At 68.8% G+C, this 11792-nt stretch carries 12 protein-coding genes; 6 read left to right on the plus strand and 6 right to left on the minus strand.

The genetic code is table 11. The features are described 5' to 3' along the window. Nucleotides 1-264 precede the first annotated feature (264 nt). On the plus strand, nucleotides 265-951 hold the full coding sequence (locus ACWEH3_RS26145; protein WP_450020281.1) for a PAS and ANTAR domain-containing protein: 687 nt from the start codon (nucleotides 265-267) through the stop codon (nucleotides 949-951). 9 nt (nucleotides 952-960) lie between these two features. Here the strand turns inward: ACWEH3_RS26145 and ACWEH3_RS26150 are convergent, their stop codons facing one another. Then, nucleotides 961-2037: a baeRF2 domain-containing protein gene (locus ACWEH3_RS26150; RefSeq protein WP_450020279.1), complete on the minus strand. Its 1077-nt coding sequence runs from the start codon at nucleotides 2035-2037 to the stop codon at nucleotides 961-963. Between the two features lie 691 nt (nucleotides 2038-2728). Between ACWEH3_RS26150 and ACWEH3_RS26155 the strand changes: the two genes are divergently transcribed. After that, nucleotides 2729-2887: a hypothetical protein gene (locus ACWEH3_RS26155; RefSeq protein WP_355076589.1), complete on the plus strand. Its 159-nt coding sequence runs from the start codon at nucleotides 2729-2731 to the stop codon at nucleotides 2885-2887. A 504-nt stretch (nucleotides 2888-3391) separates the two neighbouring features. Here ACWEH3_RS26155 and ACWEH3_RS26160 read toward each other — a convergent pair. Further along, nucleotides 3392-4867, minus strand: a complete 1476-nt coding sequence (locus ACWEH3_RS26160; protein WP_450020277.1) for an MFS transporter — start codon at nucleotides 4865-4867, stop codon at nucleotides 3392-3394. A gap of 113 nt (nucleotides 4868-4980) precedes the next feature. Here ACWEH3_RS26160 and ACWEH3_RS26165 point away from each other — a divergent pair, with 113 nt between their 5' ends. Beyond that, entirely contained in the window at nucleotides 4981-5637 is a 657-nt protein-coding gene (locus tag ACWEH3_RS26165) for an EthD domain-containing protein (protein WP_450020275.1), read from the plus strand. Between the two features lie 5 nt (nucleotides 5638-5642). Here ACWEH3_RS26165 and ACWEH3_RS26170 read toward each other — a convergent pair whose 3' ends face one another. Then, nucleotides 5643-6518 carry a LysR family transcriptional regulator gene (locus ACWEH3_RS26170; protein ID WP_450020273.1) on the minus strand — a complete coding sequence of 292 codons (876 nt, stop codon included), beginning with the start codon at nucleotides 6516-6518 and terminating at the stop codon, nucleotides 5643-5645. Between the two features lie 71 nt (nucleotides 6519-6589). Between ACWEH3_RS26170 and dapA the strand changes: the two genes are divergently transcribed. Both dapA and ACWEH3_RS26180 read left to right on the plus strand, forming a co-directional pair. Further along, a complete protein-coding gene (gene dapA, locus ACWEH3_RS26175) occupies nucleotides 6590-7525 on the plus strand; it encodes a 4-hydroxy-tetrahydrodipicolinate synthase (protein ID WP_450020271.1) in 936 nt (311 codons plus the stop codon). Continuing rightward, nucleotides 7522-9060: a DHA2 family efflux MFS transporter permease subunit gene (locus ACWEH3_RS26180; protein ID WP_450020269.1), complete on the plus strand. Its 1539-nt coding sequence runs from the start codon at nucleotides 7522-7524 to the stop codon at nucleotides 9058-9060. The genes dapA and ACWEH3_RS26180 overlap by 4 nt, the downstream gene beginning before the upstream one ends. A gap of 71 nt (nucleotides 9061-9131) precedes the next feature. Here ACWEH3_RS26180 and ACWEH3_RS26185 read toward each other — a convergent pair whose 3' ends face one another. Continuing rightward, entirely contained in the window at nucleotides 9132-9950 is an 819-nt protein-coding gene (locus ACWEH3_RS26185) for an alpha/beta fold hydrolase (protein ID WP_450020267.1), read from the minus strand. A gap of 19 nt (nucleotides 9951-9969) precedes the next feature. Beyond that, nucleotides 9970-10524 (minus strand): TetR/AcrR family transcriptional regulator, encoded by a 555-nt coding sequence (locus ACWEH3_RS26190; protein ID WP_450020265.1) that lies wholly within the window; start codon nucleotides 10522-10524, stop codon nucleotides 9970-9972. Nucleotides 10525-10608: 84 nt separating this feature from the next. On the opposite strand from ACWEH3_RS26190, the gene ACWEH3_RS26195 reads away from it, so the two are divergent. Next, nucleotides 10609-11325: an SDR family NAD(P)-dependent oxidoreductase gene (locus ACWEH3_RS26195; protein ID WP_450020263.1), complete on the plus strand. Its 717-nt coding sequence runs from the start codon at nucleotides 10609-10611 to the stop codon at nucleotides 11323-11325. Between the two features lie 9 nt (nucleotides 11326-11334). Here ACWEH3_RS26195 and ACWEH3_RS26200 read toward each other — a convergent pair whose 3' ends face one another. After that, nucleotides 11335-11766 (minus strand): type II toxin-antitoxin system Rv0910 family toxin, encoded by a 432-nt coding sequence (locus ACWEH3_RS26200; protein WP_067809684.1) that lies wholly within the window; start codon nucleotides 11764-11766, stop codon nucleotides 11335-11337. Between the last annotated feature and the right edge of the window lie 26 nt (nucleotides 11767-11792).

Raw genomic sequence — 11792 nt, forward strand, 5'->3', positions numbered from 1 at the left:
CGCCCACCCCCCCGCCCACCCCGGGCCCCCCCGGCGCCCCCGATCAATCCGCCCGGGGCGGGGGGGGGGGGGCCCCCCCCCCCCCCCCCCCCCACGACCCCCAGACTATCCGGCCATGGTGACGGGCTCGCGGCGGATCGTCCGGCCGGCCATGCTCCGCCGGGAATAAGATGATGTTGGCGCCGCGTGCGGTGCGCGGTCGGGACGTTCGCTTCGATCGCCGGGATCACGGTGAGACGCTGCAGGTAGGAGCATACTGACGCGATGAACGGATCGGGCGACTCAATCGTGGACACGGCCGAAGACACCGTAGCCCGGGTGGTCGGTGCGGGGATCCCGCAGGCCACGGGAAGCTTCCGGTTCTGGTTCGCCGACCAGCACTGGGAGTGGTCGGACGAGGTCGCCGCGATGCACGGTTACGAGCCTGACGCGGTGACGCCGACGACCGAGTTGCTACTCGCGCACAAGCACCCCGAGGATCGGGATCATGTCGCGGAGGCGATCGAGAAGTCGGTGCGCAACGCCGAACCGTTCTGCAGCCGTCATCGCATCATCGACACCGCGGGTGTGCCGCACCATGTGCTCGTACTGGGCGACACCATGACCGACAAGGACGGCACCGTGGTCGGCACCGCGGGCTACTACGTCGACCTGACGGCCACCATCGCCGAGGACCGCCAGGATCTGCTCGACGACACGCTGCCGCGACTCGTCGAAGCGCGCGCGCTGATCGAGCAGGCCAAAGGCGTGCTGATGCGGGTCTACCGGATCAACGCCGACCAGGCATTCCACGTGTTGCAGTGGCGCTCGCAGGAGACCAACGTCAAGCTGCGCGACCTCGCCGCCCAGCTCATCGCCGAAATCGACCGCCTGCCCCCGGCCTCGCCCGGAGTGCAGACCGCGTTCGACCACATGCTGCTCACATTGCACGAGCGCATCCCTAAGTCGTAGGGATCGGTCCTAGTGGTCGCGCAGCACGGCGCCGACCCCGTCGTGCAGGGCTGCCACGGCGTCGACCAGGACGATCTCGGCCCCGATCGCCAGAGCCGCCACCGGCAGCGCCTCGTCGGCGCGGCGCATCTCACCGGCCGAGCCGTTCGTGGCCGGGCCGATCAGAGGGTTCGGGGCGGACCCGGCCGGCACCAATCGGTCGCCCAGCACTCCGAGATCGAGCAGTAGCCGCTCCACGGTGGCGGCGCGCAGCACGCTGGTGGTCGCGGCCAGTCCGGCCACCGCCAAGCCGTCCGGGCGCTCGATCTCGGCGGCGAAGCGCTCGAGGACCCGGCGGCGCCGCTGCGCCGCCACCCGGTGCAGAATCGCGCGGACCTCGGCGTCGAGCGCCTCGGGGTCCGAACCCGCTGTCAGCGTGCCGGTTTCGGCGTCGATGACGTCCCTGCCCTTCGCATCGAACACCGCCCGAAGTTCCGCACGGGCCAAGGCTTCCCCGGCGAGCACGACGACCTCCGCGCGCACGGTATCGGCGAGCCGGTCCAGCTCGCCCGCGAACTCGCGGACGTTGCGTCGCGCCGTGTCCTCGATCCGCTGCCGGATCGTGCGGTGCGACCAGTCGTCGCGCCGAGGCTCGAGCACCGGATGGCCGGCGGTGCGGAGGGTCTGCCTCGTTTCGCTGCCGTGGCCGTCGAGTGCGTACAGCTCCGAGCCCACCCGGCCCACGAGCGCGACGACATGCGGTACTTTCTCCGCCTGCGCTTCGATAAGCGGCAGCAGGTAGGGCAGCGGCGACACCCGGACGGTCTGGATGTCGGGCGGGCGCGGTAGACGTTCGTCGGCGAGCACCTCGGTCTCGTCGGCGATGAGCAGCCTGCCGCATCGCCCTCGCGCCGGTGGGTGCAGTTCGATCGCCTGGGCTAGCAGCCGGCGGGTGCGCGGCCGGGCTCCGCTGCGGTCCAGTTCGGCGTCTATCGAACGCCAGCGTAGCTCGGTGCCGCGCGCCGCGTCCTCGGTGTCGTGGGAACTGTCGAAGCAGACCGATGCGAAGGGCCCGTGCTGATGGATTATGCGGCGGAGGTCGGCCATCGAGATCACCTAGGCATCCCTTGCCGCGAAGGCCCGTGCCGGTGGTCGTCGGAAACCATCGGCGACCACCCGGTCCGTGCTGCTCGGCGGTGGGTGACTTCGTCGTGTGTGCCGACGGCTTCGGTTCGGTGCACCACAGTCGGCGGGTACCCGGGCGTGTCGAGCCGAATCAGCGAACGCAGGTGGGCGCGGCGCGTTCGTGTGGGGGCGCGCTACCACACGAGTTGTACCCGAGGGATCTACGAAGCCTCCAACCGCCGCCGCTACCGCGCCGCGTTCCGGAGTCGCGTACGCGCGGCCGAGGCCGATCGCTGTCAGCGCGGGCGCTGCCGTGGGTGATGGCGACGAGTTGGCCGCGTGTGTTTCACCACCCGGTGCTTTTTCGGTTTCGTGTAAGAAACCCGGCCGAACCCGCTATTTCCACTGTTCAGCGCCGAAAATAGTGAACAAGCGACCGCTTGGTGTCCAGATCGTAAACCGAAAAGATCGGTTTGTTTCCCGTCGGCTGTGGTAAATGTGGGATGTATCGGATCGACAGCGCGGTCATCCGATAAAAGGGGCGAGGAACCCGCGCTGCTCGACGTTCAGCCGATTCGACGCGCTCTGTCGCGAAACTACCGGCGCGCACGGACACGAGGGCTCTCCGCAAGTATGTGTACGGCTACGTGCACCAGCGCAGAGGAATGTCATCGTGATCGAGAAACCCGAAGCGCCCGTCGCGGACGACGAAGAACGAGATCGGATCGTATGGCCCGACCCGAGCCCGCTGAGCAGTTGGTGGGCCGAAGTCATGGCGCATCGCCGGATCACCCGGCCGCACGCCTCGGCCGCCGACCCGCGGCACAACTGACGAGCCGCGGGCTCGTCGGTTTCGCCGCAACGTGCAGAAGGCCGGCCGGCGTCGGCCGGCCCTCGGCGCGGAATTGCGGGCGGTGAGTTGTTCTACGACTTGCGCCCGAATGTGTGCGAGGGTTTTCCGCGGCATAGCCGAAAGCGCTGCGCGCACAGGGTGATCACGAATGTCGTTCGTGGCCTGAACGGTGGGCCGGGAGCGCGTTCACCGAAAACTTCGCGCGTTTACGTGACATTCACATTTCGCGGCGTTCGAAATCGAAGACTCGCTCCGAGTTCGGCTCGACTTGCGAGGATGTAGCGACTCGTCCCATCCATGACCGCCCCGCGAATTCCGGGGCGGGTGCGACCTGCCTTCTGTGCGGTCGCCACGCAGTTTTCCGCCGCCGCACCGGTGGAGAGCCGTAACGGCAAGCCTTTCGAGATCTGGAAGGGCAACGGGCGCAATCGCGGACGAGGTTGGCGGCGAGGCCATCGCGAGCGACGATCCGCGGTATCGTCCCTATCCGCTCGGCGGCGGCTGACCGGCCTCGACGCGCGCCCGCTCGGGCGTCGCGCTGAGCGGCTCGGCCAAATCCTCCAGCGACCGCCCTTCCGCAGGCACCCCGTAGGCCAGTTCCACCAGACCGGCGGCGAACATGGCGAGCGCTCCGATGGTGAACGCCAGGGCCGTCTTCCCCGGCTCGCCGCCCGCGGTCAGCCCGGCGAACACCAACGGTCCCGCGACGCCGCCCGCGACGGTACCGATCGCGTAGAAGAAGGCGATGGCCATGGCGCGGGTTTCCATCGGGAAGACCTCGCTGACGGTCAGATACGCCGCGCTGGCGCCGCACGACGCGACGAACAGCACCGCGGTCCAGCAGGCGGTGAGCGTGGTCGCGGTCAGGTGGCCCGCCGCGAAAAGCCACGCCGTGCCCAGCAGCAGCACGGCCGAGCCGAGGTAGCTGCCCGCGATCATGGGCTTGCGCCCGATCGTGTCGAAGAACTTGCCCAGCAGCAACGGACCGAGGAAGTTGCCGAAGCAGAGGACCGCGAAGTAATAACCGACCCGGTCGTCCGGAATGCCGAACGATCTGGACAGGATGAGCGCGTAGTTGAACGTGACGGCGTTGTAGAGGAACGCCTGCCCGATGAACAGCGACAACCCGAGCACGCTGCGGCGCGGATAGTGCCGCACCAGCACCGCCGCGATCTCCCGGAAGGAGATGCTGCGCCGCTGCCGGATCCGGATCTGGTGATCGGAGACGTCGGCGAGCGAAGCGCCCGTGTCGTCCCGGACGCGCGCCTCGATCGCGGTGACCGAGCGTTCCGCGTCGTCCTCGTGACCGTGGATGAACTGCCAGCGCGGACTTTCCGGCACATGTCTGCGCACCAGCAGGATGATCAGGCCGAACACGGCGCCGAGCGCGAAGGTCAAGCGCCAGCCCACATTCGGCGGGAACAGATTCGTGTTCAATGCGACGATGGACAGCAACGCGCCGCCGACCGCGCCGAGCCAATAGGTGCCGTTGATGACGATGTCGATGCGTCCGCGGTACTGCTTGGGGATCAGCTCGTCGATCGCGGAGTTGATCGCCGCGTATTCGCCGCCGATGCCGAAGCCGGTGAGGAAGCGGAACAAGACGAACCACCACATCGAGAACGACAACGCCGTCATGGCGGTCGCGAAGAGGTAGATCGCGAGCGTGATCAGGAACAGCTTCTTGCGGCCGAACCTGTCGGTCAGCCAACCGAAGAAGAGAGCGCCCGTGCCCGCGCCCGCCACGTACATCGCCGCCGCGACACCAGAAACCTGTGCGGCCGTGATGGTCAGGCCGCTGCCCGGTTCCGAAAGCCGCGCGGCCACGCTGCCGACGACCGTCACTTCGAGCCCGTCGAGGATCCAGACGGATCCGAGCCCGATCACGATCATCCAATGCCACCGCGACCAGGGCAGACGATCCAGCCTGGCCGGTATGTCGGTCGATATGGTCCGCACGGATCACCACCTTCGCAAGCCTGAGGGTCGGATACCCCGAGCCCGAGCGACCAACCGTGCGGGTGGGTTAGGCTCGAACGCGAGTGAAACGTGTTCTAGAAAGTGGCCTGTCGATGAAGACCATCTTTGCGCTGTGGGGCGTCGGTGACCTGCTCGCGGCGGACTTCGCGCCGCGCCTGACCGGGGCCGCCGCGGTGCAGGCGAACATCTCCGACGCGGCGGTCGAGACGGCGATGCTGCGCATCACGTCGTTCGACGCGCCGGTGCGGGCCGTCGTCAGCGTCTGGTGGGCGGACGCGCCGCAGGCGGAGGTGGCCGCGCGCGTGCTGAGCACCGTGGCCGAGCGGGTGGAAGGCTGGCATGTCGAGGAGGCGACGCCGATTCCCCCACCGGTCACCGCGGTGCTCGAGCGTGCGCCGGGCCTGTCGAACTTCGCCTTCCTACGTAAACCGGACGACCTGTCGCATGCCGAGTGGCTGGATCGCTGGCGCAACCATCACACCGCCGTCGCCATCGAGACTCAGGCGACCTTCGGCTACGTGCAGAACGTCGTGACCGGGCCCGCGACAGCCGGTGCGCCGGACATCGCCGGGATCGTGGAGGAGCTGTTCCCGCTCGAGGCGCTCACCGATCCGCACGCCTTCTACGGCAGCGGCGGTGACGGAGCGGAACTGGCACGCCGCATCGATCGGCTGATGGCGAGTGTCGCGACGTTCGGCGGTGACCGGAACTTGGATGTCGTGCCCACCAGCCGATATCGGCTGCGCTGAGGGGTTCAGCGGCCGGAGCGTCCCGCCGATTCCCGCAGCGCGACGCGTGCGGCGCGCACGGCGGGATGGTCACCCGTGCCGCGCCGGTAGGCGAGGTGCGTGCGCCGTCGCATCGGCAGCGCGCCGAGGATGACGCCCTGCGGGCAATCCCGCGTACCGAATTCCGGGACCAACGCGACACCCTGACCCGCGGCCACGAGCGCGAGGACCGTGCCGAAGTCGTCGGCGTGATGCCGGATCCTGGGCGTGAAGCCCGCCGCCTCGCAGGCGCGCACCGTCATGGTGTGGCACATTGTGCCGGGAGTGCTTGCTATCCAAGCGCTTTCGCGATGCGCGGCGAGCGGTTCGGCGGTGCGCGCGGCGAGATGGACGATCTCCTCGAACAGCGGCTCGCTGTGCAACGCGGGATCGGCGGGGACCGGCGCGTAGTCGTACTCCTGGATCAGCGCGACGTCCAGGGTCTCGGCGCGCAGCGCGTCGGGCGCCAGCGCCGGGTCCAATTCGGTCACGCGCAATTCCAGCCGGGGATGCGCGCTGCTCAGCGCGACGAGCGCGGGGGAAAGGATGGTCCGCACCGCGGTCGGAAACGCGCCGATGCGCAAGGTTCCGGTGAGTTCGGTGCGGATCGTGGCCAGTTCGGCGGTGGCCTGCTCGAGCACCGCGAGTATCCGCTCGGTGTGCCCGACGAGCGCCACGGCCGCCGGGGTCAGCGTCACCCGCCTGCCCGTCCGCGTCAACAGTGGCACGCCCGCTTCCCGTTCCAGTGCGGCGAGTTGCTGGGAGACCGCCGAAGGGGTGTAAGCGAGGGCCTCCGCGACCGCCGCGATGGTCTCGCGGTGCGACAGTTCCCGCAGGAGGCGCAGTTTGCGGACGTCGAGCATAAGTTCAGCTTATGGTCTGCGACAGAAACGTGAACTGGATCTGATGAGTTCCGGCGGCGAGGCTGATCGTCATGACGCTCGCAGGTCTCTTCGTTCCTCTGGTCACCCCGTTCACGGCCGACGGCGCACTCGCCGCGGACGCGCTGGAGCGGCTCGCCCGCCAAGTCCTCGACGACGGCGCGACCGGCCTTGTCGCGCTCGGCACCACCGGGGAGCCCGCGACTCTGACCGCCGCCGAGCGGGCGGAAGTGATCGCCGTCTGCGCGCGCGTGTGCCGGGAACGCGACGCGCCGTTGATCGTCGGCGCCGGATCGAACTCGACGGCGGCTTCCGTCGCAGCCCTCGCCGGGCTGGATCCGCGCACCACCGCGGCGCTCACCGTGGTCCCGTATTACACGCGCCCTTCCGAGGCGGGCGTGCTCGCGCATTTCCGCGAACTCGCGGCGGCCTCTCCCGTTCCGCTGATCATCTACCACATCCCCTACCGGACCGGACTTTCCCTGGGAACCGCGACACTCCTCGCGCTGGCCGACCTGCCCAACGTCATCGGCCTGAAGCATGCCGTCGGCGCCGTCGACGACGCCACCGTCACGCTGATGGCCACCCGGCCCGCAGGCTTCGCCGTACTGGCCGGTGACGATCTGTTCGCCGCGCCGCTGCTGGCCCTCGGCGCGTCCGGTGCGATCGCGGCCTCGGCCGCCGTGCACACCTCGTCGTTCGCGGCGATGGTCGCCGCGTGGCGCTCCGGTCCGGTCGATGTGGCGCGGACGCTCGGTCACCGGCTCGCGGTATTGTCGGCCGCGTTGTTCGCCGAACCCAACCCCGCGGTGATCAAAGCGGTGCTCGCGGCGCAGGGTCGCATACCGAGCCCTGCGGTACGGTTGCCTCTGCTGCCCGCCAGTGAGGCAGCGACTCGGGCCGCCTTGGTCGCGCTGGCGGATTTTCCGGCAACGGGAACCCGTAATGACTGGTATTGCGGCCGCGAAGGTGCCACGCTTAAACGGTGACACAACCTCCGGATACCCAGGCGGCTGGGCCCGACCCGGCCACCGACAAACTCGACGCGGCCGTCTTCAAGGTCGCCGGCGTCGTGGTGCTCGGCGCGATCATGTCGATTCTCGACATCACCGTCGTCAGCGTCGCGATCCCGACCTTCCAGCGCGAGTTCGACACGAGCTACGCCATCGCGGCGTGGACGATGACCGGGTACACGCTGGCGCTGGCCACCGTGATCCCGCTGACCGGATGGGCGGCCGACCGCTTCGGCACCAAGCGGCTGTACATCATGGCGTTGACCTTCTTCGTGCTCGGCTCACTGCTGTGCAGCACGGCGTGGAACATCGAATCGCTGATCGCGTTCCGCGTGATCCAGGGCCTCGGCGGCGGCATGCTGATGCCGCTCGGCATGACGATCATGACCCATGCGGCCGGTCCGCAGCGGGTCGGCCGGGTGATGGCGGTGCTCGGCGTGCCGATGCTGCTCGGCCCGATCGGCGGCCCGATCCTGGGTGGCTGGCTGATCGAGAACTTCAGCTGGCACTGGATCTTCCTGATCAACCTGCCGATCGGCGTGATCGCCTTGACGCTGGCGTCCATCGTGCTGCCCAGCGACAAGCCGGAGCCGTCCGAGTCGTTCGACTTCATCGGCATGCTGCTGGCCTCGCCCGGCCTGGCGCTGTTCCTGTTCGGCGTCTCCTCCATCCCGGAGCAGGGGACGGTGCTCGCGGCGCGGGTGCTGATCCCGGCCGCCATCGGCGCGGTGCTCATGGCGGCGTTCGTGTTCCACGCGCTGCGCACCGAGCACCCGCTGATCGATCTGCACCTGTTCCGCAACCGCGCGCTCACCTTCGCGGTGCTCACGATGGTGTTGTTCGCCATCGCCTTCTTCGGAGCGGGTCTGCTGCTGCCGACCTATTTGCAACAGGTGCGCGGTGAGTCGGCGCTGCAAGCCGGTCTGCTGATCGCGCCGCAGGGCATCGGCGCGATGCTCAGCATGCCGATCGCGGGCCGCTTCGTGGACAAGATCGGCCCGGGCAAGATCGTGCTGGTCGGTATCACGCTGATCTCGATCGGGACGGCCTACTTCGTCCAACTCGACGCGGACAGCTCGTATCTCCCCATGATCGGCGCGCTGTTCGTGATGGGCCTCGGCATGGGCTGCACCATGATGCCGATCATGACCGCGGCGATCCAGACTCTCACCCACCAGCAGGTGGCGCGCGGGTCGACGCTGATGAACATCGTCAACCAGACCGCGGGCTCCATCGGCACGGCGACGATGTCGGTGGTGCTGACCAACCTGCTGAACAACCAGCCGCTGGCGCGCCCGGCGATCGCGGCCAACTTCGATCCCAGCTTGGCGAGCCAGCTTCCGCCGGGCGCCGTCGAAACCGGGCTGCAGCAGGCCGCGGAAGCGTTCAGCCACACCTATGTGGTGGCGCTGGTGCTGATCGTGCTCACCTTGATCCCGGCGTCCTTCCTGCCGCGGACCAAGCCGAAGGACCCACAGGCGGTCGACGCGGCGACAGTGGTGCACGCCTAGCGGTACTCGTCCCGGGATCGCCTGCCGATCCCGGGACCTACCCAGGGGCCGGGCGGATGCCGCCGCGGCCCCTATTTCTTGCCGTGGGCAAGGCCCGTGGTGGGCCGAGGCCGCGCCCCGTCGAGGAACGCCAAGACGGCCGGGCTCGCCACCGAGCGGAACTCGTCGAAATACGCGTGCCGTGCGCCCTCGATCAGATGCAGTCGCGCGTCGGGGATGCGCTCGACCAGCAGGGGAGCGTTCGCGGCGGGATTGAAGCAGTCCTCCGTGCCGTGCACCACCAGAGTGGGAACCCGGACGTCGGGCAGCGCATCCCAGGCGTCGTGCTTGTTGCTCGCGTACAGATGCCTGCGCTTCGCGTAGGCGGGCATGGCCGGGTCGCCGAGCGTGTTGTACGGGCCGGAGGTGCTCGCCAGCCGAGCCGGGGTGTACATCAATTCCAGCAGAGCCTGTCGCGCGGCCGCGGGGTCGCGCTGCGCGAGCGATCTCCTGACTTCCGGACCGCGTTCGAAAGCGTGTTTTCCGCCCGGAGAGGTGCAGCCGAGCACCAGGGTGTGCACCCGGTCCGGATGGCGGGCGGCCAGCCACTGGGCCACTCGCCCGCCCATGGACGTGCCGTAGACGTCGGCTTGCCGCACGCCCAAGTCGTCGAGGACCGCCACCACGTCGTCGGCGAAACCCTCGGTGCTGTAGACCTCATCGGGTTTGTCGCTGTCGCCGGTACCGCGCCAGTCGAGCGTGATGGTGCGATACCCGGTCTCGAAGTCCGTGCGGATGCCGTCCCACCAGTGATGGCTGTTGGCCTGCCCGGCGAGCAGGACCAGCGGGCTGCCCGTGCCCGCCACTTGATAGGCGAGGCGAACTCCATCGGCCGCCGTTGCGTAGGGCACCTGTGCGAAATCCTTTCGTTCAGCGATCGCCGCGCAGCCCGTCGAAGACGATCTCCAGGCCGCGCCGCCACGACGGCGAGCCGGTGGTCTCGCCGAGCAGCGACAGCGCCCATACCAAGTTGACGACATCTTCGTCGGTCGCGTCGGCACGCAATGCGCCGGCATCCCGGACGCGCGCGAGCACCGTCGACAGATGCGACATTCCGCGATGGCAGGCCTGCGCCAGCTGAACCGCCGCTGGATGGTCCCCGGTGAACGCCTCTAGCAGTCCGCGATCGGCGGTGAGCCTGCTGAGCAGGTCTTCCACGAATCCGGTGAACGCCGTCCACGCGTCCGGTTCGGCCGCCGCCCGGGCGGCGATCTCGTCCACCGCGGCAAACCGGGGCGGCAGGAGGGCATCGATCAGGGTGTCGCGGGTGGGGAAGTGGTTGTAGAGCGTCCCGATGCTGACGCAGGCGCGCCGCGCGATCTCCTCCAGCGAGCCGTCGAGGCCCTGTTCGGTGAACACCTGGGCCGCTGCCCGCAGCAGATTATCGCGATTGCGAGCGGCGTCGCGGCGCAGCGGTTTGGTCACGCGATCATCCTACCGAACCTGAGGGAGCCCTCGACTTCGTGCTACGGTGATAAATCGAGGGGGGCCTCAAATTAAGGAGAACGCATGGCGGATCAGGAAACAGCGGTGATCGTCGGTGTCGGCCCCGGCCTCGGGATGTCGATGGCCCGCCGGTTCGGACGGGAAGGGTTCCGCGTCGCGCTGATCTCGCGCAGCGACGCTCGGCACGCCGGGTATCTCGCGGACCTGGCGGAACGTGGTGTAGCCGCCACCGCTCACGTCGCGGACGTCACCGATCGGTCGCGGCTCGGCGCGATACTCGGCGACATCCGCAGGGAGGGCCCGATCGGAATGGTCTATTACGGACCGGGGCCGACGCAGCAGCCGGTGCCGATCACCGACATCGACGCGGCGACAGCGCGATCGGCGTTCGAGTGGGTGTGGCCCGCGGTCGACGTGGTGAGCGGCGTGCTGCCGGGCATGCTCGATCGGGGGAAAGGCGCACTGCTCTTCGCCGGCGGGCTCTCCAGCGTCCGCCCCATGCCCATGCTCGGCCACCTCGCCCTCGCCGCCGCGGCGCTGCGCAACTACGCGCTCACCCTGAACGCGGCTTTGGCCGAGCGCGGTCTCTACGCGGGCACACTCACCATCGGCGGTCTCGTCGAGCGTGGGGACATCCACGCGATGGTCGCCGCCGACCCGGCGCGGTTCGGCAGCCCGGACGGCCACACTCTGGATCCGGACGACTTGGCCGAGACCGCGTGGGGCATGTACCGCACCCGCGACCGCGCCGAAACGATCTTCGACACCTTCGGCGGGTGACGGCCGAGGTCACCCGTACAGGGCGATGAAGCGATCCAGGGAACGTTCGATATCGCCCTTGACGGCGCGGGCCACACCGGATCCGATGGGGCCGAACAGCGGCGCGCCGCCGAGTTCGATGTCGACGGTGACCTCCGAACCGGAGCCCTTCGGGGCGACGAGCAGCTGCAAACCCAGTTTGGTGCCGCCTTTGCCCGCGCCGGTCAGTTGCAGGCGGCGCGGCGGTTCGGCGGCCCGCACGGTCCAGGTGACCCGATTGCGCAGGCCCTTCACTGAGGCGATGCCGACCAGTTGGGTGCCGACGGTCAATTCGGCGGGAACCTCTCCGCGCCACGCTTCGTGCATGGTCAGCCATTTGTCGAGTTCGGCGAGGTTGGAGGTGTGCGTCCAGGCCTCCTCGGGCGAGATCGGGACGTCGACCGAGACCTTCAGCTTTGCCATGGGCGCATGGTATCCGGCTCCCGCGG

This window comes from Nocardia sp. NPDC004718 (assembly GCF_053601535.1).